Origin of the sequence: Vagococcus xieshaowenii, from assembly GCF_004792515.1 — a bacterium.
Taxonomy (GTDB): Bacteria; Bacillota; Bacilli; order Lactobacillales; family Vagococcaceae; genus Vagococcus_A; species Vagococcus_A xieshaowenii.
Window position 1 is genome coordinate 750,432 of the sequence record NZ_CP038865.1, and the last position, 21,930, is coordinate 772,361.

General features: G+C 34.9%; 22 protein-coding genes. 14 read left to right on the plus strand and 8 right to left on the minus strand.

The genetic code is table 11. The features are described from left to right. Positions 1-2: 2 nt before the first annotated feature. Complete coding sequence (locus E4Z98_RS03665) at positions 3-824, plus strand: MurR/RpiR family transcriptional regulator (RefSeq protein WP_135253673.1); 822 nt, start codon at positions 3-5, stop codon at positions 822-824. Further along, complete coding sequence (locus E4Z98_RS03670; protein WP_135253672.1) at positions 817-2,091, plus strand: glycoside hydrolase family 125 protein; 1,275 nt, start codon at positions 817-819, stop codon at positions 2,089-2,091. The genes E4Z98_RS03665 and E4Z98_RS03670 overlap by 8 nt, the downstream gene beginning before the upstream one ends. Before the next feature lie 62 nt (positions 2,092-2,153). Here E4Z98_RS03670 and ndk read toward each other — a convergent pair whose 3' ends face one another. The 4 genes from ndk to E4Z98_RS03690 all read right to left on the minus strand — a co-directional run bounded on the left by ndk (position 2,154) and on the right by E4Z98_RS03690 (position 6,636). Further along, a complete protein-coding gene (ndk, locus tag E4Z98_RS03675) occupies positions 2,154-2,567 on the minus strand; it encodes a nucleoside-diphosphate kinase (protein WP_135253671.1) in 414 nt (137 codons plus the stop codon). 91 nt (positions 2,568-2,658) lie between these two features. Beyond that, on the minus strand, positions 2,659-4,575 hold the full coding sequence (locus tag E4Z98_RS03680; protein ID WP_135253670.1) for a fructose-1,6-bisphosphatase: 1,917 nt from the start codon (positions 4,573-4,575) through the stop codon (positions 2,659-2,661). Between the two features lie 71 nt (positions 4,576-4,646). Continuing rightward, positions 4,647-5,684: a thermonuclease family protein gene (locus E4Z98_RS03685; RefSeq protein WP_135253669.1), complete on the minus strand. Its 1,038-nt coding sequence runs from the start codon at positions 5,682-5,684 to the stop codon at positions 4,647-4,649. Positions 5,685-5,760: 76 nt separating this feature from the next. Next, on the minus strand, positions 5,761-6,636 hold the full coding sequence (locus E4Z98_RS03690; protein ID WP_135253668.1) for a Rossmann-fold NAD(P)-binding domain-containing protein: 876 nt from the start codon (positions 6,634-6,636) through the stop codon (positions 5,761-5,763). A 159-nt stretch (positions 6,637-6,795) separates the two neighbouring features. Between E4Z98_RS03690 and E4Z98_RS03695 the strand changes: the two genes are divergently transcribed. Both E4Z98_RS03695 and E4Z98_RS03700 read left to right on the plus strand, forming a co-directional pair. Beyond that, positions 6,796-7,293 (plus strand): GNAT family N-acetyltransferase, encoded by a 498-nt coding sequence (locus E4Z98_RS03695; RefSeq protein WP_135253667.1) that lies wholly within the window; start codon positions 6,796-6,798, stop codon positions 7,291-7,293. 83 nt (positions 7,294-7,376) lie between these two features. Next, positions 7,377-7,709: a hypothetical protein gene (locus E4Z98_RS03700; RefSeq protein ID WP_135253666.1), complete on the plus strand. Its 333-nt coding sequence runs from the start codon at positions 7,377-7,379 to the stop codon at positions 7,707-7,709. A 47-nt stretch (positions 7,710-7,756) separates the two neighbouring features. Here the strand turns inward: E4Z98_RS03700 and E4Z98_RS03705 are convergent, their stop codons facing one another. The 3 genes from E4Z98_RS03705 to E4Z98_RS03715 form a co-directional block, all read right to left on the minus strand. Then, positions 7,757-9,169: a hypothetical protein gene (locus E4Z98_RS03705; RefSeq protein ID WP_135253665.1), complete on the minus strand. Its 1,413-nt coding sequence runs from the start codon at positions 9,167-9,169 to the stop codon at positions 7,757-7,759. Positions 9,170-9,298: 129 nt separating this feature from the next. Continuing rightward, positions 9,299-10,270, minus strand: coding sequence for an L-lactate dehydrogenase (locus E4Z98_RS03710; protein WP_135253664.1), 972 nt, complete (start codon positions 10,268-10,270; stop codon positions 9,299-9,301). A 69-nt stretch (positions 10,271-10,339) separates the two neighbouring features. Then, positions 10,340-11,413 carry a YdcF family protein gene (locus E4Z98_RS03715; protein WP_135253663.1) on the minus strand — a complete coding sequence of 358 codons (1,074 nt, stop codon included), beginning with the start codon at positions 11,411-11,413 and terminating at the stop codon, positions 10,340-10,342. A 196-nt stretch (positions 11,414-11,609) separates the two neighbouring features. Between E4Z98_RS03715 and E4Z98_RS03720 the strand changes: the two genes are divergently transcribed. From E4Z98_RS03720 to E4Z98_RS03765, 10 genes are all read left to right on the plus strand, one after another. Continuing rightward, positions 11,610-12,293, plus strand: coding sequence for a response regulator transcription factor (locus E4Z98_RS03720; RefSeq protein WP_135253662.1), 684 nt, complete (start codon positions 11,610-11,612; stop codon positions 12,291-12,293). Further along, positions 12,286-13,593 carry a sensor histidine kinase gene (locus E4Z98_RS03725; protein ID WP_135253661.1) on the plus strand — a complete coding sequence of 436 codons (1,308 nt, stop codon included), beginning with the start codon at positions 12,286-12,288 and terminating at the stop codon, positions 13,591-13,593. The genes E4Z98_RS03720 and E4Z98_RS03725 overlap by 8 nt, the downstream gene beginning before the upstream one ends. A 206-nt stretch (positions 13,594-13,799) precedes the next feature. Further along, entirely contained in the window at positions 13,800-14,669 is an 870-nt protein-coding gene (gene aroE, locus E4Z98_RS03730) for a shikimate dehydrogenase (RefSeq protein WP_135253660.1), read from the plus strand. Beyond that, positions 14,666-15,694, plus strand: a complete 1,029-nt coding sequence (aroF, locus tag E4Z98_RS03735; protein WP_135253659.1) for a 3-deoxy-7-phosphoheptulonate synthase — start codon at positions 14,666-14,668, stop codon at positions 15,692-15,694. Before aroE ends, aroF begins: the two co-directional genes overlap by 4 nt. 23 nt (positions 15,695-15,717) lie before the next feature. After that, the gene (gene aroB / locus E4Z98_RS03740) at positions 15,718-16,788 is read left to right on the plus strand and encodes a 3-dehydroquinate synthase (protein WP_135253658.1); all 1,071 of its coding nucleotides are present in this window, start codon (positions 15,718-15,720) and stop codon (positions 16,786-16,788) included. Between the two features lie 11 nt (positions 16,789-16,799). Continuing rightward, complete coding sequence (gene aroC / locus E4Z98_RS03745) at positions 16,800-17,966, plus strand: chorismate synthase (protein WP_135253657.1); 1,167 nt, start codon at positions 16,800-16,802, stop codon at positions 17,964-17,966. 13 nt (positions 17,967-17,979) lie between these two features. Next, complete coding sequence (gene aroA, locus E4Z98_RS03750) at positions 17,980-19,266, plus strand: 3-phosphoshikimate 1-carboxyvinyltransferase (RefSeq protein ID WP_135253656.1); 1,287 nt, start codon at positions 17,980-17,982, stop codon at positions 19,264-19,266. After that, positions 19,263-19,772, plus strand: a complete 510-nt coding sequence (locus tag E4Z98_RS03755) for a shikimate kinase (protein WP_135253655.1) — start codon at positions 19,263-19,265, stop codon at positions 19,770-19,772. Before aroA ends, E4Z98_RS03755 begins: the two co-directional genes overlap by 4 nt. A gap of 51 nt (positions 19,773-19,823) precedes the next feature. Further along, a complete protein-coding gene (locus E4Z98_RS03760) occupies positions 19,824-20,630 on the plus strand; it encodes a hypothetical protein (protein WP_135253654.1) in 807 nt (268 codons plus the stop codon). A 71-nt stretch (positions 20,631-20,701) separates the two neighbouring features. Then, positions 20,702-21,553 (plus strand): DegV family protein, encoded by an 852-nt coding sequence (locus E4Z98_RS03765; protein ID WP_135253653.1) that lies wholly within the window; start codon positions 20,702-20,704, stop codon positions 21,551-21,553. A 57-nt stretch (positions 21,554-21,610) separates the two neighbouring features. Here the strand turns inward: E4Z98_RS03765 and E4Z98_RS03770 are convergent, their stop codons facing one another. Beyond that, a complete protein-coding gene (locus E4Z98_RS03770) occupies positions 21,611-21,787 on the minus strand; it encodes a DUF2929 family protein (RefSeq protein ID WP_135253652.1) in 177 nt (58 codons plus the stop codon). Positions 21,788-21,930: the final 143 nt, after the last annotated feature.

Sequence of the window (21,930 nt, forward strand, 5' to 3'; positions counted from 1 at the left end):
TTTTGAACGACTATATTGATTTAATCATTGGGGCTAATTTTGAGAAGTTAACGGAAGTAGAAAAAATAATTGCTCAATATTTTTTAGACCAAAAGCCTGCTTTGGGAATCCAAGAACTTTCAAAAAAATTAAATGTTTCTAATTCATCGATCACTCGCTTTTGTAAAAAAATTGGGCTGTCAAATTATAAAGAACTAGTTTATCTATATAAGAATTCTGTTTCCTCAGTTGATAAAGAATTAGTTGAGTCAAGTTTGGGATACATTAATTTAAATTACGGTTTAATTATTAAAGCTGCTTGTGAACGACTATCAATTTCTGAAATAAAAAAAGCTGCCATGTTAATTCAAGGGTCAAGAATTATTCATTTTTGGGGATTAGGTTATAATGCGTTTGCTGGAGAAGATTTTAAATTTAAATTTTCACGATTAGGTAAAGTTGTTAATATTATTAAAGATAAACAATCCATCAATATGGCGGCACATTCTGTTCAGAGTGGTGACTTAGTTGTTATTTCAACACTATCAGGCAATAGTCAGTCAATGATTGAAGCGGTGAATGTGTTGAAAACTAAGAAGGTCAATGTTGTGTTAATAACAGCAAATAACGCAACAGAGTTAAAAGATTTTGCAACGGTAGTTTGCGTAACAAGTGCCATGGACAAACGAGATACAGGGATAATATCACCTCAAATTCCTGTATTATTAACCATCGATGCTATATATTCAGAAATACTAACGATGTACCATGAAGATATTTTGAAATCTTGGGTAAAGTCTGAACAGATATTAAAAGAAGAGAAATGGATGAAAGATTATGAATAAAGAATTAGAGATAACTCTGGGTAAACTAAAACAAAAAGTTAAAACTATTGTAAAAGATGATAAGCTAAGTCAAGTCTTTAATCAATGTATTGATAATACATTAGAAACAACTGTAAAAATTACAGATGAAGGGGATACCTTTGTTATTACAGGGGATATTCCAGCTATGTGGTTACGAGATTCTTCTGCACAATTAAAACCATATTTATTTTTAGCTAAAGAAAGTTCAGAAATTAGACAGATAATAACAGGTCTAATTAAGCGTCAAATGAAGTGTATATTGATTGATCCTTACGCAAATGCTTTTAATGAAGAAGATAATGGACATTGCTATCATCAAGATGAAACGGAAATGACGGGGTGGATTTGGGAACGTAAGTATGAAGTTGACTCATTGTGCTACCCCATTGAATTAGCATACTTGCTATGGAAAGAAACAGGACAAACATCCCATTTTGATCAAGCCTTTTTTAATGCATCAAAATTAATAATAGAAACATTTAAAGTTGAACAACACCATGAACATTCGCCATATCATTTTGAAAGATTTGGTGAGCGTCCAGAAGATACGTTGACTAATAACGGGCTAGGAGAACCGGTTGGTTACACAGGTATGACATGGTCTGGTTTTAGACCGAGTGATGATAGTTGTCGATATAATTATTTGATACCTGCTAATATGTTTGCTGTAGTTGTTTTGAAATATTTAAACGAAATAATGTTAACTATTTATCAAGATGCTATCACAGCAGAAGAAGCGGCATGTCTTGCCAATGAAATAGACTTAGGTATTCAAACATATGGCATTGTAACACACGAAGGAAAACGTGTGTATGCATATGAAGTAGACGGCTTAGGAAACTATGTGTTGATGGATGATGCTAATGTCCCAAGTTTATTAGCGGCACCTTATTTAGGTTACTGTGACATAGACGACGAATGTTATTTAGCAACACGTGATTTAATTTTATCAACAGATAACCCTTATTTTTATCAAGGTGAGTTTTTGGAAGGAGTAGGGAGTTTCCATACACCGCCTAATTATGTGTGGCCGATTGCACTGTCAATTCAAGGATTAACAAGTACTAATTATGATGAAAAAATAAGATTATTAGACATGATGGCTAATAATGATGGTGGTACCAATTATATGCATGAAGGTGTATATGTAGATGATCCATCTCAATATACAAGAGAATGGTTCTCATGGGCAAATATGATGTACTGTGCACTGCTTTTAGATACTTTTCCTGAAGTGGTAAGTTAATTGAGACACTAAACTATAGCTAATAAAAAAGAAAGTGTGACATTTAACGTCACACTTTCTTTTTAGTTAAAAAACCGTTTAATTTCTTCCTGTGCCGATGTCACTGAATCAGAGGCATGTATAACATTTTCATGATAAACAGCAGCATTGCCAAAGTCACCGCGTACGGTACCAGGTGCAGCGTCGACAATATTAGTAACGCCAATCATGGTACGGATAATTTCTACCACGTTATCACCTTCAACGATCATAAAAACTGAAGGGCCAGATGTCATGAAATCACTGATTTCATGGAAAAAAGTTTTTTCTACCAAATGGGGGTAATGTTCAGCGACTAATTCAGGTGTTAATGTCGCCATTTTTATGTTACTGATGGTTAGTCCTTTATTTTCAAAGCGCTGAATGATTTGTCCGATAAGTAGACGTTTTACTGCATCGGGTTTGATCATTACAAGTGATTGTTCTTTCGTTGTCATGTAGGTTCCTCCTAAAATATATGGTTAAGCTAATTGTATCTTATTCTCTGTTTTATGCCTATTGCATTTCTTATATAAGTGATTTTTTTATTTATAATTCTTCAAAATGGTTAAAGATATACATCAAATCATTGATTTCTTCTTGTATTTTTTTTCCTATAGTAGTTGATTTAACCGTTTTTCTTTGATCAACGGTTTCAACAAGTCGCCTGATAGATAAGTAGCATTCTTGATGTGTCAGCGCATCGTCAATACTTGAAAAAGGATGATGTGTGGCAATTTGAATGCCGTAGCTGTTTGAAAGAAGGGTATATCCAGCGACACCGGTTGTTTTTTGATACCCTTTAGCATAACCGCCATCAATTACTAACATTTTGCCATTGGCTTTAATTGGACTTTCTCCCGTTTTTTCTTTAACCGGTGTGTGCCCATTAATGATATGTCCCTCGGTAGATAAGTTGAATTCTTTCAATATACGTTGGCATATCTCTTCACGTTCTCTTAACTCATAGTACGGATTTTTTTCTTCTTTATGTGTTTGTTTATCTGTCAAATAATAGCGTTCGAAAGTCGTCATAGCTTTTTTTCCAAATAAAGATGAACATTCGCCTGTCCAAAGATACCATAATAAGTCGGTTGACAAGTCATCTGAACAATCGGGATGTTGGTAAGAAAAACGCACATGTTTTTCGTAGTAGTCTAATAACGCTTTCCCAAAATAATTTTTTTCTTCTATATGCAAGGATTTAAAGTCTCCGTTTGAATGAAGTGGAATACAACCATGATAAAGTAAATTATCGTTATAACATAAATACATCGAACCTTTTTCTATTAAAAAATTCATATGTTTTCTTAATCTATCAGAATGTTGAAAATTTTTTAGTAATATCCGAGTAAGTTGGTCTTCTTGCTGAGTCAATTGTGTAGGGAGATTTTTATCGATAGTAATCGGATTAAAATGTTCTAACGGATAAGTTTGATTATTTATACGAATAGTTTTCTGAGTGAAATCAATGTTGGATAACATTTGACGTTCGTTCATTAAAAATTCTGGTCGGCGCTGGATTAATTGTTCTTCTAACTTAAACTGGATAATTGCACAGGCTTGCTGAACAGAGTTGGCTTGTTCTTTAGCCAGTTCAGGCAATGTTTTATCATCTAGGTGAGGAGCAAAATTGCGTGTAGGTGGATAATGAGCTGTTGCAAAATCAATAAGTGGTCGAATGTTGATACCATAGCTGTCTTCAATAATCGATAGATTACCGTAACGTGCGCAAATACGAATAACGTTTATCATCGCTTGTGGCGACCCTGCAAGAGTTGCAAGCCAAATTATGTCATGATTTCCCCACTGGATATCGACCGAATGATGAGCCATCAGTGTGTCCATAATATCATCTGGTTTGGGACCTCGATCATAAATATCTCCTACTACATGAAGGTGATCTACGCTTAGACGTTGGATGGTATAACAGAGTGAAATCATTAAGTCATCCATTTGTTCTAGCTCGATTAACTTCATAATAATCGCATCAAAGTAAGCTTGTTTTGCTTCCAAATTGTCAATTTCATTTAATAACTCTTCAATGATATAACTAAATTGAGGGGATAAGGCTTTTCTTACTTTGGAGCGAGTATATTTTTGCCCAGTTTTTTTGACGATAGGTAATAATGTCAATAGATTTGATATATACCAATTGTTTATTTCTTGAGTGTTACGCTTACTTATTTGTTTAACGATTGTTCGTTCGGGATAGTAGATTAATTCACACAATTCATCGATTTGGTTAAGAGGATGATCGAGAAAAACTTCTTTTACCTTCTCTCGGATACTTCCTGAACCGGTTCGCATTACATGATCAAATGATCCGTACTCACCATGGATGTCACTAACAAAGTGTTCGGTTCCTTTAGGGAGGTTTGAAATTGCTTCTAGATTAATAATTTCTGTTAAAACGCTTTCTTTTTCTTTGAAATTTTTTTTGAGTAGTTGGTAATATTTTTTCAATTAGTCTCGCCACCTTTCTTATAATATACCACATTAATAAAAAAAGTATAGCTAAAAATAGCTATACCATTTTATCTGTTAGTTGAATAAGTGTTCCGTTTTTGTTTGTTTTGTTGCAACCAGTTGTCAAACGTTTCGTAACGAGCCCCTTCTTGTGGCATAGTATAAGAGTTATCAGACTCATAATCAGTGGGATAATCTGACTCATGCTTCTTACCATGTGACTCAGATTCTATTCTACTTTCTTGATTATACCAAGGAGAACTTTGTTCATTGTCGTTTTCCCAAATGCCAATCTCATGATTTATAGCGTAGTTTTCAGCTGACTTCATGTCTTCTAAATAAAGTAAATCGTCACTATCGATATAGCTAACTTCTGCTAAACCTTCTTTAAGCAAGGTTGTTTGAACTAACTCACCATCTGCCCAAAGATAAACTAACTCACGATTAAAGTCGTCTGTAGAATGAGTTGATGGGTCATAGGACACTTCAATAGTGGTTGCGTTAGTTAAAATATCTCGTAGACGTTGGTCGGCTTGTTGCGAAAGTGTATAATGATCAGTTGTATCAGGTGAATCGATGACGAGCAAGCGATACTTAGCTTGTTGTCCGTTTACCATTAGATAGACCGTATTAGCATTTACGACTTGAATGAGTGTTGCAGTTTGTTTTGTCATCAACTCATCATTATCTGATGATTCGTCAAATTCTTCAATGTAGCTACTTGAAGATAAAGATGCTGTTTCAGATTCTGATAAGTGGATTTCTTCGGATGATTCTTTGACAAACGTTTCACTTGTACTAGTTTGTTGTGCGGCATCACTTGCCAGCTTAGCTGCTAAACTAGGTGCTACACGTTCATAAAACATGATACTTTGTGACATGATGACAATGAACAGTGATAATTTAAGAGGTATATGCCATACTATTTTTGATCGTTTAGTTGTTTTGTTTGGTAATAACCATTGATAAACAACAAGTGAAAGAAAAGTAACTAATGCTATAATTCGAGTGATATCAGGAAATAGTAGAGTAAAAAAAATCCCAAGTAACAGCGTAATAAAAATAGAAAGAGTGGTTAATATGTTCGTATTTAATTTTTTTTTCATAGTTCCTCCGTGTAGATTATTACTGGATGAGACCAGCCTTATAATATAACACGTTTTTTTTATATATGCAATATTTCTATAGATTTTCTACATAATAACGCATCGTTTCAGGAAGCCAACTATCCTGAGAGCTAGGAGTGAAACCAGATGCAATGAGTGTGTCGACATTTAAAATGGTATCGTAATGACTAAATGGTGAAGGAGATTGATGTTCATCAATCATGTAATCAATGGATTGCTTTGTAGCTTTGGATAAAACCTCAATAAATTGTGGGAAGTCATAAGGTTCTGTTGAAGCAATATTAATAGGACCTGTTAATTGTTTAGTTATTACATGTTCAATTGCAAGTGGAATTTCACTAGCATGAACAAAACCGTATAAACCTTCTTCTCGTTTGAATATAATAGTGTCATGAGCTAGCGCATGATCAATATAAAATTTTAAACGTTCCGTGTAATCATCGGTATCTAAGACAATTGGAAAGCGTAAAAAAGTGACAGGAAATGTCGCATGGTGAGTTAAATAAGTTTCGCCTTGTCTTTTACCTTCTCCATAAGAAACATCAACGTCCTCTGAATTGTACGTATAGTTCGTCGGATCAAAATCACTTTCTTTAAACCCTTTTAAACCATTATCTCCTTCATAAACAGCCATGCTTGAGGTAAATAGATAATGACTAGCATGTTTGATTTTATCAAGACTCAATGCAAGTGACTGCCAATCATAAGCAATATTATCGAAAACAATATCCCAATGTGTATTAGAGACTAGTTCCCAACCTGGGTGATTGCCGTTTGTACGATCAACAATTATTCGTTTAACGGTATTTCCTAAATCATCGCTACTTTGACCTCTTGTGGCAATGGTTACTTCATAGCCTAAATTTACAAAATGTTGGGCTGTTTTTTTTCCAAAAAAACGAGTCCCACCAAAAATTAACATTTTTTTCATGAATGATCACTCCCTAAGTTTTATTCTATTATTATTTTATCATTAGTTTGTCTTATTTATGACATAATAAGCGTGTTATGTTGTTTTTTTGAGCCGTTTGATATGTCAGAATAAACAAAAACATGATAAACTGATAAAAAATATGAAAGAAGTGTTTGTATGGATGTTATTATTCGTCCGGTGACTGTTTCAGATAGTGAATCATTGACGACCATTTATAATTATTATATTAAAGAAACCACAAGCTCTTTTGAATCAGAAAGTATTACCGTAGATATGATGAAAGAGCGTATAGAAGAAATTACTAAGAGCTACCCATATTTCGTAGCAGAAACTTCAGAGAAAGAGATTATAGGCTATTGCCATGCCAAGCCATTCGGTAAAACAATTGGCTATCAGTATTCAGTTGAAGTAACGGTTTATTTGAAACCAAATGCTAAACAACAAGGGGTTGGTACGAGATTATATGAAGCCTTAGAGCGACAATTGAAGTCTCAAGGGATCAAAACAATGATTGCATCAGTCACTGCTGAAAATAAGGAAAGTGTCTTATTCCATCAAAAGAAAGGCTATGAACAGGCTGCCTATCTAAAAAATATAGGATTTAAGTTTGATCGTTGGTTAGATGTTATTTGGCTTCAAAAAATATTCTCTTAATTTTGACAAATAACAAAGCAAAGGCCTATAATTTTGATAGGAATAACTTTGTTATTTAATAAGATATGTAAGGGGATATCAAGATGAAAAAAATTATGTGGTTATTATTAGCGTTACTAATTCTTGCAGGAGGATTCATCATGACGAGAAAAGCAGCAGATAAAGAAGTTGTTTTAAAAGAAAATCAAGCATTAGTTGAGGTCATTAGTGTAGGGGATAGCCGTTTTACAGGGAAAATTATAGAAGGTGGCGACGAAATAGCTTATAAAGATGAAATCGTGTTTACTTTTGACAGTAACGATAAAGTGAGTCAACTAAAAGAGGACGAACAAGTCGTGTTAGAATTACCAGAATTACCTATTATGACGAATAGCTTACCGCCACAAATGCCACGCACTACTATTATCAACAACTAATAACATGAGAAAAAGAGTTGGGACGTTTGTTCCAACTCTTTTTTTATTTAATAATTAGTGCCAAAATAGCCATTAAAAACAAATTGATAAACAGGTGTGCCGTTAATCGTTGTTTTCATTACGTAGACAGCACCACCAAAGCTCGCTGTATATTGACGGTTAGCATCTAGCAAATTTTTATTATGTTGTGGACTATTTTTAAAGTTAGATAGACATTTTTCAACTGCTTTTTTTTCATTAGTTGCACCGATAATGGTAAAGGTGGTTGAAATGCCATCTCGACCATGATTGGCTGTCCATTTTAAGTAATTGGTGTTGGTGTTTTTGCTAGCTTCTTTTTTTGCAGTCGTTTGTAAAGAACTTTTGATGGGTAAAACATAACGTTTTTTTGATTGACGATAGTTATTAACGGCTTGCTCGAATTTTTTGCTCATCGAAGCTGAGTAAGTAGGTGTTTTTTCTTTTAATTTCGCAAAATTTGTTTCTTTAATAGGTGCTGCTTTTGGTGGAGTAGGTTTGGTTGCCGAAGCCTTAATATATCCCATCCAGGTTCCTTTATTGTTGTAAAGAGAATAATAAGTAGAGCCGTTAGCGTGATTATAATAACCTTTAGCCAGGTAAGAATTATTAGCGACTTTAGTGTTATTAAATTTTTTAACCCAATTAAAGTTTTGCCAAGTATTGTTTTTTCCTTTTAATACGGTCACGTATTTGTTATAAGCAAAATATTTTCCTTGAGCGCCGCTGGCTTGTTGAATAGCACCAGCACTGATATATCCCATCCAAGTTCCTTTATTGTTGTAAAGAGAATAATAAGTAGTACCGTTTTGATGTTTATAATAGCCTTTTGCGAGGTAGGTTTTATTGGCGATTTTAGCATTATCATATTTTTTAACCCAATTAAAATTTTGCCAAGTATTGGTCTTACCTTTTAATACAGTGACGTAGCGATTAAATGCATAGTACTTTCCTTGTGGTGGTGTGTTTGTTTTTTTGACAACTTTTTTTGTATTAGGTGTTGTTGAGGTTGAATTAGCCATTTTTTTTATGGTGGTTGTCGTTACGTTTGTTTTAGTTGTTCCTGTTTTATTGGATGACTGAGTTTCTTGTTTAGGTACAATAGTTGCGGAGTGTTTTGCTTTTTTAGTAACAGTTATTGCTGGTTTAGTAGTGGGTGGTATTGGTTGTTCAATAGTTTCATTAGTTGTTTCCATTATTAATGATTGACTGTTGGAAGTATCGGTTTCAGCGTTTTGTTGGCTATCATAAGAATATTCTTTAATAATTTCAGTTGTTAATGTGCTAGTTGAGACGGTTTCTGTGGTGGTGTCATTAAAAATGTTACTCCCCGATGTGACGACTGTTTGACTAGTGGATTCTTCTGTTGTTTTATTGAGTGAAGCGCTCACCAATGAAGGTGAAATAAGTAATAGCAAAGAACTAATAATTATTTTGTTCATTATGATTGGCCTCCTTATATAATTGAAATAATACAAAAACTAATAAAATTTAATATGTTAATATAGAAACCCCCTCGGATCAGAAGCGTGAGCTTCTAATCCGAGGGGATTTACTATGTTAACGATTTATTATTCGGATTCAAACTTATCAAACGCTTCGTTAAGTACACTTCGTAAAGTGTCGGCTGAATAAACCATTTTTTCTTTTTCGGCTTGATTTAGAGGAATTTCTAATACTTCTTTAATTCCTTGACGATTGATAACAGCTGGCGCACCAATATATATGTCTTGTTGATCATATTCACCATCTAAATAAACGGATAATGGTAAGATTGAATCTTCATCGTTTAAGATGGCTTTAGTGATACGTGCTAGTGCTACAGCGATTCCGTAGTATGTTGCGCCTTTTTTATTAATAATAGTATAAGCAGCATCGCGTACGTCAAAAAACATATTGACCAATGCTTCTTCATCAACTTCCGGATGTGACTTCACCCATTCATAAATTTGTAATCCTGCAATATTAGCATGTGACCAAACAGGAAACTCAGTGTCACCATGTTCACCTAAAATATAACCATGAACATTACGCGCATCAACTCCGACTAATTCTGAAATAGCTTGACGGAATCGTGCGGAATCAAGTGAGGTTCCTGAACCAATGACACGATGTTTTGGAAAACCAGAAAATTTCCATGTCGCATAGGTTAGAATATCAACCGGATTGGTTGCGACTAGGAAAATACCATCGAACCCGGAATTGACCACATTGGTTACGATTTCTTTGAATATTTTCATGTTCTTGTGAACAAGGTCTAAACGTGTTTCTCCAGGCTTTTGAGCAGCACCGGCAGTGATAACAACGATATCAGCATCGTGGCAGTCATCGTATGTTGCAGCGTAGATCTTTTTCGGAGAAGTAAAAGCTAGGGCATGTGATAAATCAATCGCATCACCTTCAGCTTTATCGGTATTTACATCGATGATCCCTAATTCTTGTCCGATATTTTGGGTAACTAAGGCGAAGGCGTAACTTGAACCTACCGCACCATTTCCAATAAGAATAATTTTTTGATGATCTTTTATTTGCTCCATAAACATCTACCTTTCCATAAAAAAGTTGATTAATCTATTTATAGTGTAACATAAATTTTAGTTTCTTCTTGTTATTTAGACTATTTTGCCTAATAACCATTCGACTAGTTCTGCTCCGACAGTTGCTACAAAAATAAGTAAGATAATGATAATATGTTTCTTCTTAGTTAAGACTAGATAGCCGATATACTCTCTAATAAAAGCGGTAGGTAAATAGAATAATCGCGTTTTTGCTCCGACACCTTGCACGTTTAACCCTTGTAGTTTTGCAAGCTTGCCAGCACGTAGTAAATGATAATTATTAGTTGCTAAAACTAAGCGACATTTGTTAAATGGTCGTGTTTCTCCATTTTTTTTTGCGACTTGTTCTGAGAAACGTAAATTTTCTTCGGTATTGGTAGATTGGTCTTCTAATAAGAGATTAGTAATATCGGGATATTTTTCTTTCATATATTCCGACATTGCAAAAGCTTCCGATACTGCTTCGTCATGACCTTGACCACCTGAAAGAATAATCGTCGGTTTGTGTTGATGTTTTTTGTATTGTGCATAATAAAGCTTCACACCAGCATCAATTCGTGATGCTAATAGCGGAGTCACTTTATCTTTATTAAGTCCTGCACCTAAAATGATAATATAATCGACTTTTCCTCTAATGGGTAAGATGTTATAAAGGAAAGCTGTAATACCAAAAAAGAAAAATACAGCGATAAAATAAGACGCAATGGTTAAAACAAAAGAAAACGGTGTCGCAATCCATGCGATGTCATTGAAATAATAATTTTGTATAATTTCAGTGATGGATAATATTAACAATCCTGTCGCTAGAATTAATGGCAGATAATTAGCAAATGATTTTTTTTCGTATTTGAGCAAGACACGCTCGTTCCAAAATAACGCAATAATCATTGCATAGACGCCAAAAATAGCTAGTAAGACCAATAAAATAGCTAGTGGCACTGCAATGATATAGGCGAGTGTTGAAGAAATTTTTTCTAATTGGATAATACCAACAAAAGCTAATACACCTAAAATATAGCAAAATAAAGCACCTGTGAATAAGCTTGTTGGTCGTTTAATCACTGACCACATAAAGAGTAATAGTGGGATGATTAATAAAAACACATTCAAAAATAAATAACTAGACATAATACTCAATAATACCCCCTTAACAATAAAAAATTTTATAGTTTTTATTATAGCATGTTGTCTTTAATTATTATGAAATAATTATCGTTATAAAATTTAAAATAGTATGTAGCGATGGTCGATGTTAATTTTTTAAGGTATTTTTAGGTTTTATTTGATAGACTATTAATGAATATGTACAGAAAGAGGTGGTAGCATGATTAAATTGTTGTTAATTGAAGACGATAAATTACTATCAGATAGTGTGGCTGAAATTCTTTCAGAAGTTGGTGAGGTCACGCCTGTTTATAATGGTGATGAAGGTTACTATGAAGTAATGGAAAATGACTATGATGCATTAATTTTAGATGTGATGTTACCTGGTCTAAACGGTTATCAAATTTTGGAAAAGATTAGAGAACAAGGCAAGACCATGCCTGTCCTAATGTTGACAGCAAAGGATAGTTTAGAAGATAAAATCAAAGGGTTTCAAGAAGGAGCAGATGATTATTTAACCAAACCGTTCCATCGTGAGGAATTATTGTTACGTGTTATGGCGATGCTTAAACGTAGTTTGAATTTGGTTGGAGATAATCAATTGCTTCTTGGTAATACCACGGTGGCGCTTAATGCTCATCAAGTTGAAGTAGAAGGGCAGTCAATCGAATTGAATGGTAAAGAATTTGATTTGCTGGTCTATTTGATGCAACAAAAAAATCGTATTTTAACTAAAGAACAGATTTTCCAACGTATATGGGGCTTTGATTCAGAAACGTCTTATTCTGTTGTTGAAGTATATATGAGCCACCTTCGAAAAAAACTATCTAAAGCAAATAGTAATTTATTAATTAATACGATTCGAAACGTCGGATATATTTTAGCGGTGAAGGATCATGACTAGTGAGACACATCATTTAAAATCACTTTTTTTTAGAAATGCTTTATCGTTTGCGTTGATTTTCTTGTTTTTAGGTTTCATTGTGAATGGTTTAATTACTAGTTCGCTATATCGAAATATTGATGAAGAACTTGTGCGAACCTCTCAAGACAAGTACTTAATTGCTAGAGAATTAATGAAGTCATTAAATTCAAGTGATGAGAGTCTGTCTTATGACTTAGAAACCGGTCAAAAGATTAACAGTATTAATTTATTTCAAACAGAAGTTGTATTGTGGGATAAAGATAAAATAATTGCTAATAGTCTTGCACTAGGTAATCGTATGGAGATTTTTTCGAATCTAAAATTAACCCCATCAAAAGCAAGTAAAATTGAGACAATTACATTAGATACCGAGCAGTTTAAAGGATTACGTTTTCGTTCATTATTAGTGGAGACAGGTAATCAAATTATTCCTTATGCTCAGTTGTTATCTAATACTAATTCATTAGAAGAGTCGCTTCGATCATTCCAAAAAATATTAATTGCGTGTATGTTATTCTTCTGGTTGATTTCGTTAGGGGTTAGTTATTATCTTGCTAAATTGAATATTCAACCGATTATTAAATCATGGAAAAAACAGCAAGAATTTGTAGAAAATGCCTCTCATGAATTGAGAACGCCTTTAACTATTATTCAGGCGAAATTGGAAAAACTATTTATTCATCCAGAACATACAGTAATGGATGAGTCAGAAACGATTGCCATTGCGTTAAATGAAGCCAAACGTTTAGGTCAATTGACGAATAGCTTATTAATGCTTGCTCGCTCTGATGGCAATCAATTGGTCGTAAATAAAGAGTTGCAAGACACACAAACATTTATTGAAAGTGTCATGAATCCTTTTGTTGAAATTGCTGATCTGGATGACAAAAAAATGGAGATTGATAAGAACGAAGCGTTTGATTTTATGTTTGATCATAATTTGATGAAGCAATTATTAGTGATTATAATTGATAACGCGTTGAAATATACCGAGATGGGTGACAAAATTACTATTACAAGTAGGCAGACGTCTCAAAATTGGGAAATCGTGATTGCAGATACAGGTATCGGGATTAAAGAAGAAGATCTCTCGCAAATTTTTGAACGATTTTATCGTGAAGATTCTGCTAGGCAACGTGATACAGGCGGACATGGATTAGGCTTATCTATAGCTAAGTGGATCACAGAGAGTCATGGGGGTAAAATTTATGCAGAACATAATCAACCTAAAGGGAGTCGTTTTGTGATTTCATTACCTAATAAAATACCAAATAAATAAGTGTAAGTCATTGTGACACAGCCGTTCGCATGATTGACTTTTCCTCAAGAAACGCCTATAATTTACAGGAGAGTTATTGATGGATTTATGTAACAATCAGCGTCGAAAAAAAGATGAACATCACAAATACTTAGTAAGAATTATAACAAGACGTTTAATCCGTATTTATTTTTTGGATTAACGTCTTTTTTTATAGAGGTGAGAAAATGATATCTGGAAAAACAAGGCTCGCTGCGGTAATTGCCAATCCTATTAAACATAGTTTGTCACCTTTTATTCATAATTTAGCATTTGAGCAAACAGGTGAGGATGGCGTTTATTTAGCATTTGAGATTAATGAAACGTCCTTTGAAGGAAGTCTACAAACTATTCGTCAATGGTATATGTATGGTGCTAATTTATCAATGCCATACAAACAGTTGGCGTTACCTTATATGGATCAACTTTCTGAAGAAGTTGAATTTTTAGGCGCTCTTAACACAATAGTAAATCGTAATGGCCAATTAACTGGTTACAATACAGATGGTATAGGTTTTATCGAAAGCTTAAAGTACAAACAAATTAAACTAAGAAATCAACGTGTGTTTATTTTAGGAGCAGGTGGTGCAGCGATGGCAATCATTTATGCCTTGGCTAAAGAAGGAGTTGCTACATTAACTGTTGCTAAGCGTCAAAATGAGACGTTTGAGTTCGTAAAGAATAAATTACATGAGATATCCCACAAGACGGGGATGACTATCGAATTAGTTACCTTTGATGAAAAAGCGTTAATCAGTCGTTGCGAAACGGCAACAATGATTGTGAACACAACAAATGTCGGAATGATACAATCAGAGAGTTTACTAAGAAAAGAGTGGCTATCTGACAATCAGCTTGTTGTAGATATTATTTATCAACCATTAGAAACACAATTGTTGATAGAAGCAAAAGAAAAAGGATGCCAAACCATGAACGGTATTGGCATGTTACTATTCCAAGCGCTAGCTTCGTTTGAATTATGGACGGGAAAAAGAGTAACACCAGAACCGATTTTTCAACAACTAATGGATTTAATTGAGGAGAAAAATAACCAATGATTATTATAATGAAACCAGAAGCAACACAAGCACAAATTGATACCGTGATAGCACGTATTGAATCAGAAGGCATGACTGCCTATTTGAGTCAAGCTGATAATCAAGTGACTATTGGCATAGCAGGAGATATTCAAAAACTGAGTACAGGTGGTTTTAATATCTATGAGGGTGTAGAACGTACTGTTCAAATTTCAAGTAGTTATAAATTAACAAGCCGAGAATTCCATCCAAGTGACACAATTGTGGAAGTGGGCGATTTGAAGATTGGTGAAGGTCACTTCGTCATGATGGCAGGTCCTTGTTCGATAGAAGATTTGGACCAAATCATGGAGTGTGCTCGCATTGCTAAAGAAGGTGGTGCCACGGTTTTACGAGGTGGTGCCTTCAAACCAAGAACCTCTCCATACGCATTTCAAGGGCTAGAAGAAGAAGGTTTGAAATATATTCGCCAAGCAGCTGATCATTATGATATGAAAGTTATTACAGAAGTAATGGATGAAGCTAACTTGCCATTAGTTTGTCAATATGCTGATATCCTACAAATTGGTGCCCGAAATATGCAAAACTTTAAATTACTACAAGCAGTTGGGAAAACAGGGATGCCTGTTGCGTTAAAACGTGGGATTTCAGGGACAATTGATGAATGGTTAAATGCAGCTGAATATATTGCAAATCAAGGGAATATGAAGATTATTTTTGTTGAACGAGGTATCCGTACCTATGAAACAGCTACGCGAAACACGTTTGATTTAAGCGCTATTCCGGTTATCAAAAAATTAAGTCATTTTCCAATTATTGCTGATCCAAGTCATGGGGTAGGTGTTTGGGATTACGTACCGTCGATGGCGATTGCAGGAGTTGCAGCAGGAGCAGACGGTTTAATCGTTGAAATACATCCTAACCCAGCAGAAGCATGGTCTGATGGGCAACAATCATTAAACGAAAAAAATTATTTAAATATGATGGAACAAGTGAATATCATGAATGATGCTATGGAAAAAATTCGTGCCATTAAACTTGTTTAATATTAAACGCGAGGTGAAGTAGAGTGGAACTTCCAGTTAATTTAGAACATCATAGCTATAAGATATCAATAAAAACTAATAGCCTTTCCCAGATTGGTAACTGGTTGGCTAATCTGTGGCATAAACGAAAACTAGCGATTATTACGGATGATACGGTGAATGCTCTATACGGATCCATCGTAAAGACCTCGTTAATTGAGGCGGGTTTTGAAACAGAACTATTTAGTGTGACTCCAGGAGAAGCAAGTAAATCTCTTACAACCGCAAGTCTTTTATATGAGCAATTAGCTGAATTCGGTATGACTCGCTCGGATGGCGTGGTTATATTGGGTGGAGGGGTTGTAGGAGACTTAGGTGGATTTGTTGCTTCTACCTACATGAGAGGTCTATCGTTTGTTCAAGTACCTACCACTTTATTGGCGCAAGTTGATAGTAGTGTTGGGGGGAAAACAGCCGTTAACACTGAGGTAGCAAAGAATTTGGTAGGTACATTTGCTCAACCAGATGGCGTATTAATTGATCCTCAAACATTGCAAACGCTAAATAGCCGCCAAATTAGTGAAGGAATAGCTGAAATCGTAAAATCAGCAGCTATAGCAGACATGAGTCTATGGTCTAAACTAGAACAACTCGATAATAAAGAAGCTTTAGTCTCAGAAGCCGAAGTAATCGTTCATGCTTGCTGTCAAATTAAAGCACGAGTGGTTGAAGAGGATGAATTTGATAACGGCAATCGTTTAATCTTAAATTTTGGACATACGATTGGTCACGCCATTGAAAATCAAGCAGGATATGGGGAAATAACACATGGAGAAGCTGTCTCAATAGGTATGGTGCAGCTGTCAAAAGTTGCTGAAAAAAAAGGCTTGATTGCATCAGGTGTCACAGCTTCCTTACGAGAAATGTTAACTAAATTTGATCTACCCATTGAATGGCCAGATTTAAATAGAGAACAATTATATGGTGCCTTAACACATGATAAAAAAACACGAGGAAGTCAATTGAAATTAATTCTTGTGCCAACAATTGGTCAAGCCGTTATCCATCAGTTGCCGATAACCGAGATGAAAGAATTTTTAGAAATAACAAAATAGAAGGTGAAAAAATGCGATTTTTAACAGCAGGTGAATCACATGGACCAGAATTAACAACGATTATTGAAGGTGTCCCAGCGGGTTTAGCATTAATAGAAGAAGACATAAATGAAGGTTTATCTCGTCGACAAAAAGGCTATGGACGAGGTGGTCGTATGTTGATTGAAAAAGATCGCGTACGTATTACCTCAGGCATTCGCCATGGTAAAACACTGGGCTCTCCAATCACACTAGTCGTTGAAAATAAGGACTGGAAAAATTGGCAATCAGTAATGTCTAGTGAGTCAGTAACAGATAAAGAAAAATTAAAACGTCGTGTGGCTAAACCACGTCCTGGACATGCCGATTTAGTCGGTGGTCAAAAATATGCCTTTGATGATTTAAGAAATGTATTAGAACGCTCATCAGCTCGTGAAACAACAATGCGCGTGGCAGTAGGAGCTATTGCCAAAAAACTGCTAAAGGAATTAGAGATTGAGGTGGCTAGCCATGTGGTAACGATAGGCGGAGTACATGCTGATTTGTTACCGCATTATACAGTAAATGATATCCAACGCTTAGCTGAAGCATCTGAAGTACGTTGTTTAGATCAACAAGTTGAACAACAAATGAAAGACGTTATCGATCAAGCTAAAAAAGATGGTGACACGGTTGGTGGTGTAGTTGAAGTTGTTGTAGGTGGTGTGCCAGTTGGTTTAGGAAGTTATACGCATTGGGATAATAAATTTGATGGAAAGATTGCCCAAGCGATGATGAGTATTAATGCTTTCAAGGGTGTAGAATTTGGTGTAGGATTTGAAGCAGCTAATTTACACGGTAGTCAAGTTATGGATGAAATTATCTGGAGTGAAACAGATGGTTACACACGTACAACCAATCACTTAGGTGGTTTTGAAGGTGGTATGACTAATGGTATGCCAATTATCGTTCGAGGTGTGATGAAGCCAATTCCAACATTATATAAACCATTAATGAGTGTCAATATTGATACGAAAGAACCCTACAAAGCAAGTGTGGAACGTTCTGATAGTTGTGCGGTACCTGCAGCATGCGTGATTGCCGAGTATGTAGTAGCAACTGAAGTGGCAAAAGAGTTACTGAATAAATTTGAAGCTGATTCTTTTGAACGCTTAAAAATACAAGTAGCTGATTATCGTGAGACGGTAAAAAAATATTAAGGAGTTTCCTTCCATGAAGTTATTGATTAACCAAAAAAAATTACAAGGTCATGTTTATGTGCCAGGTGATAAATCTATTTCACATCGAAGTATCATGTTTGGTGCAATAGCACATGGACAGACTAGAGTTAAAGGCTTTTTAGAAGCAGAAGATTGTTTGTCTACCCTTCATTTGTTTCGCTCTCTAGGGGTCGAAATAGTACATGAGGGAACGGATGTTTTAGTAAATGGTTGTGGGATTGAATCCTTTAAACAGCCTAAAGTACCTATTGATATTGGAAATTCGGGTACCACGATTCGTTTAGCAACAGGTCTGTTAGCGGGGGGGCCTGTTGATGTGACATTATATGGTGATGCCTCTATTGCTAAACGTCCAATGGGGCGAGTATTGACTCCCTTAAAAGAGATGAACGCAAGTGTTTCAACACAGGATGGTAACTATGCACCAATTCATATTAAAGGTAATCAAACGTTAACAGGTATTCGCTATCAGATGCCTGTTGCCAGTGCACAGGTTAAATCGGCGCTCTTATTAGCCGGCCTTCATGCTAAGGGAGAAACTACCGTTATTGAAAAGGAAAAGACTCGTGACCATACGGAGGATATGATTAAACAATTTGGTGGCAAATTAGAAGTAACTGGTAAAGTCATTCGTTTAAAAGGTCCCCAACGACTAATTGCCCAAACTGTTGTGGTGCCGGGGGATATTTCGTCAGCAGCATTTTTCATGGTGGCTGGATTAATAACTAAAGAAAGTCAGATAGTGTTACCGAATGTCGGAATCTCTGCTACAAGAACAGGTATTATAGATGTTATTCGTCAAATGAACGGCCACTTGACAATTACTAATGAAGATAAGTTAAACAAGTCGGCCACTTTGACCGTTACAAATAGTAGTTTAAAAGCAACGACCGTTGAGGGCAAGTTAATTCCAAGATTAATAGATGAATTACCGATTATTGCTTTATTGGCCACACAAGCTAGCGGGACCACAGTTATTCGGAATGCGGAAGAGTTAAAGGTTAAAGAAACCAATCGTATTGATGTTACCGCTTCTGAATTAAATAAAATGGGGGCTAACATTGAAACAACTTCAGATGGTCTGATTATTCATGGACCGACCCCACTACACGCCGCTGTTGTTGATTCACACGGTGACCATCGTATAGGAATGATGTTAGCAATTGCCAGTTTATTAGTTGAAACCGGGCAAGTTGAGCTTAAAAATTCGGAAGCTGTCGCTGTTTCTTATCCACGTTTCTTTGAAGATTTAGCCAGCTTAATAGGAGAAAAACAATGACTTCCATCGTCTTAGTAGGGTTTATGGGAAGTGGTAAAACGACTGTAGCAAAAGCGCTTCAAACACAAAGTAATCTTCCTCTAGTAGATATGGATCAATTAATAATAAATTCTCAGGGGCAAAGCATTTCAGAATTATTTGAACGCTATGGCGAATCCGGATTTAGAAGAATTGAAACAGCGTGTTTAAGAGATTGTTTACAAACATCTTCCATTATTTCAACAGGAGGAGGTGTGGTATTATCTTCTGAAAATCGTCAATTATTAAATAAGTCTACTAGCCACATCATTTGGCTAAAAGCAGAGTTTGAAACGATGTATCAACGAATAATAGCAGACAAGAAAAATGTTCGACCTATTGTGGTTCAACGGACAAAACAAGAGCTAGAAAAAATTGAGAATGATCGACGGGCACTATACGAAGACGTTGCCACCTTTATTGTAGAAGTTGATAGGTTATCAGTTAATCAAATTGTTAATCAAATCAAGCGGAATATTATTGACTAATCCCATAAAGTAAATAGCTCTACGAAATGTCCTAATGAATTGAGGGGAAAAATGAAAAGACAATCAAAAAAAAATCTAAAAAAAATGTCTGCTTTTGCAGCCTTTGTTTATGTTATTAATCAACTAGTGTTTATGTTGATTGTTATAGTCATGGGGTTTGTGCTGTTTGAATATAGAACGGGATTAAAAGATGCAAAATATGATATAGACTACGTTCGACCAGAAGTGACTGCGCCTAAGTTATCTGATAATAAAGATCAGCAAGTATATACTTTAGTGATTAATCAAGAACAGAAGATAAAACAATTATCATTTGTTTCTATTTTTAAATACGATAAACATGAAAATGAAACACGCATATTAACAATGCCATCTGAAATATCATTTACTAATAATGGCACATCTTTTGAGGACGTTTATTTTCAAAAAGGCCTTTCTGAGGTGATTAAACAACTAGAAAAGAGTACGGGTATTGAACTTGAACATTATGTAGTTAGCACGCCATATTCTGCTCAATTGATCGTTGAACATTTTGTTTCAAAAGAATTTCCTAAAGACGAGGCCAAACGACTAGTCAAAGAGAGCTTAAAAGGGGAAGGAAACACGCGTCAAAAATCGATAGAAACCTTAACGACACATGTATTAACAGATGGTTTTTCAATGGCTCATTTGTTAAAACTACCAAAAGCTTTGGGCGTACTATCTGGATACTCAGAAAATGATTTTAACATTAAAGAATTAACATCACTAACTAAAAATTTAACGTTTGAAGATCAAAAAAACGTAAGCTTTAAACATCTTGAGGCTAACACGCCTTTAGGATCTCATCAAGCAGAATTATTAAGTTTTTTTGAATAAACTAAAATTTTATTTAAGGGGTTATTAAAGTATGATATAGTGATGATTAGCAAATTAGGAAGGAGAATACAATGAAAACAGCTATAGTCACTGATAGCACGGCGTTCTTACCTGAAACTGTTAAGAATCATCCAGATGTATATGTGATTCCTATTCCAATTATTATAGATGGAAAAATTTATAATGAAGGTGTTGATGTGGCTGATGAAAGTCAGTTTTATCAATTGTTAAGAGAAAGTAAGGAATTACCTAGCACGTCACAGCCATCGATTGGAGAAGTTTTAGAGTTGTATAGCCATCTTGCTAAAGAAGGTTATGAACGTGTGATTAGTATTCATTTATCATCAGGAATTTCTGGGTTTATTAATAATTTGATTGGAATGTCTCCAGGTATTGAAGAAATAGAGGTTATTCCTTTTGATTCTAAAATTACAAGTATGCCAATGGGACATATGGTCAGTGTAGCATTAGAAATGTCTCAAAATCAGGAAGAGTTAGACACGATTGTTTCACGTTTAGAGTTTGTTCGTGAGCATACAGAAGCCTATCTAATTGTGGATGATTTAAATCATTTAGTACGTGGCGGTCGTTTAAAAAATAGTTCAGCAATTATTGGTAGTTTATTAAAAATTAAGCCCGTATTAAAATTTGATCAAGGATCCATTGTGTTATCTGAAAAAATTCGTTCATCGAAAAAAGCATTTGCTCGTGCGGAAGATTTAATCGTTAAACATTATAAAAAAGCAAAACAAGAGCATATTTATTATTTAATTCATGCGAACAGTTTACAAATCGCTGAAATTGAAAAGATTAAATTGGAAGAAAAATGCCCTGGTATTCATATAGAGATTGGCCATTTAGGACCAGTTGTGGGCACGCATGTTGGAGAAAAAACAATAGGCTTTGCTTGGTCAGCCAAATAATAAAAAACATCAGCTGATAATTACTCAAGTGTAATTATTAGCTGATGTTTTTTATTATTATGCTTCTTTTTTTGATGAAGTCAGTTCGCCTATAATGTAAACAATTGCGACTAAAATAAGTGAACCGATTAATGCTGACATAGGTGTATAAGCAGTATGACTTAATGCTGCACCTAAATAACCAATCATTTGGCCAATAATTAAACCTGAAAGTAATACGATAATAAATCTCATTAACGACACCTCTTTCCTCAAGTTTATTTTATCACATAGTTGTTAAAAGTCTAGACTTGTATAGTTAATTTTATTTATTAAGAAGAGAGAATATATTAGCTAAGAGTTTTCATGATATACTATAAGATGTAAAAGGAGGTTGG

Coding starts and splice junctions, on each gene's coding strand:
- E4Z98_RS03670 (WP_135253672.1), top strand. CDS start 817: ATGAATAAAGAATTAGAGATAACTCTGGGTAAACTAAAACAAAAAGTT.
- ndk (WP_135253671.1), bottom strand. CDS start 2,567: ATGACAACGAAAGAACAATCACTTGTAATGATCAAACCCGATGCAGTA.
- E4Z98_RS03685 (WP_135253669.1), bottom strand. CDS start 5,684: ATGAAAAAAAAATTAAATACGAACATATTAACCACTCTTTCTATTTTT.
- E4Z98_RS03690 (WP_135253668.1), bottom strand. CDS start 6,636: ATGAAAAAAATGTTAATTTTTGGTGGGACTCGTTTTTTTGGAAAAAAA.
- E4Z98_RS03695 (WP_135253667.1), top strand. CDS start 6,796: ATGGATGTTATTATTCGTCCGGTGACTGTTTCAGATAGTGAATCATTG.
- E4Z98_RS03700 (WP_135253666.1), top strand. CDS start 7,377: ATGAAAAAAATTATGTGGTTATTATTAGCGTTACTAATTCTTGCAGGA.
- E4Z98_RS03705 (WP_135253665.1), bottom strand. CDS start 9,169: ATGAACAAAATAATTATTAGTTCTTTGCTATTACTTATTTCACCTTCA.
- E4Z98_RS03710 (WP_135253664.1), bottom strand. CDS start 10,270: ATGTTTATGGAGCAAATAAAAGATCATCAAAAAATTATTCTTATTGGA.
- E4Z98_RS03715 (WP_135253663.1), bottom strand. CDS start 11,413: ATGTCTAGTTATTTATTTTTGAATGTGTTTTTATTAATCATCCCACTA.
- E4Z98_RS03720 (WP_135253662.1), top strand. CDS start 11,610: ATGATTAAATTGTTGTTAATTGAAGACGATAAATTACTATCAGATAGT.
- E4Z98_RS03725 (WP_135253661.1), top strand. CDS start 12,286: ATGACTAGTGAGACACATCATTTAAAATCACTTTTTTTTAGAAATGCT.
- aroE (WP_135253660.1), top strand. CDS start 13,800: ATGATATCTGGAAAAACAAGGCTCGCTGCGGTAATTGCCAATCCTATT.
- aroF (WP_135253659.1), top strand. CDS start 14,666: ATGATTATTATAATGAAACCAGAAGCAACACAAGCACAAATTGATACC.
- aroC (WP_135253657.1), top strand. CDS start 16,800: ATGCGATTTTTAACAGCAGGTGAATCACATGGACCAGAATTAACAACG.
- aroA (WP_135253656.1), top strand. CDS start 17,980: ATGAAGTTATTGATTAACCAAAAAAAATTACAAGGTCATGTTTATGTG.
- E4Z98_RS03755 (WP_135253655.1), top strand. CDS start 19,263: ATGACTTCCATCGTCTTAGTAGGGTTTATGGGAAGTGGTAAAACGACT.
- E4Z98_RS03760 (WP_135253654.1), top strand. CDS start 19,824: ATGAAAAGACAATCAAAAAAAAATCTAAAAAAAATGTCTGCTTTTGCA.
- E4Z98_RS03765 (WP_135253653.1), top strand. CDS start 20,702: ATGAAAACAGCTATAGTCACTGATAGCACGGCGTTCTTACCTGAAACT.
- E4Z98_RS03770 (WP_135253652.1), bottom strand. CDS start 21,787: ATGAGATTTATTATCGTATTACTTTCAGGTTTAATTATTGGCCAAATG.